Origin of the sequence: Pseudomonas sp. MD195_PC81_125 (assembly GCF_014060985.1) — a bacterium.
Classification (GTDB): Bacteria; Pseudomonadota; Gammaproteobacteria; order Pseudomonadales; family Pseudomonadaceae; genus Aquipseudomonas; species Aquipseudomonas parakoreensis.
On the sequence record NZ_JABULD010000724.1, the window covers coordinates 1 to 510 of the forward strand.

Below are 510 nucleotides of genomic sequence, written 5' to 3' on the forward strand. Positions count from 1 at the left end.
TCATAGCCGTTCCACGGTTGATCGGAGCGCCCGAAACCACGGCGGTCAAAGGCAATCGTGCGGTAGCCGCGACTGCTCAGGTATTCCATCTGGTATTCCCACATGTCGGCATCCAGCGGCCAGCCATGGCTGAACAGCACGGGCTTGCCGCTGCCCCAGTCCTTGAAATAGATCTGTGTGCCGTCATCGGTAGTGAATGTGCTCATGGAAACTCCTTGCTTGAGTACGCGTTGGGGAGGGGCTGTAAAGCAGGATTCACTATCCGCGCAATCGACCGTGGCCACTTGTATGCAGGTGCTGCGCTGGCGGCGTGGTTCTTTTCCGCGAACACAAGTTGTAAAATGCAACCACACGCTGGATTTGACGGAGAAACACCCTGTGAAGCGCAAAAGCCTGCACGGCAACGCCTGCCCGGTCGCCCGTACGCTGGATCTGATCGGCGACTGGTGGTCGCTGCTGATCATCCGCGATGCGCTGGAGGGCATCCGCCGCTTCAGTGATTTTCAGAAG

The 510-nt window shown here is 58.2% G+C and carries 1 protein-coding gene and 1 pseudogene; one reads left to right on the plus strand and one right to left on the minus strand.

From position 1 onward, the window contains the following. Positions 1-206: alpha/beta fold hydrolase (locus HT737_RS28495; protein ID WP_182404487.1), on the minus strand; the 206-nt coding region annotated here is incomplete at its 3' end. A gap of 172 nt (positions 207-378) precedes the next feature. Between HT737_RS28495 and HT737_RS32890 the strand changes: the two are divergent. Continuing rightward, positions 379-510, plus strand: a pseudogene (locus tag HT737_RS32890) (helix-turn-helix transcriptional regulator); the annotation flags it as partial.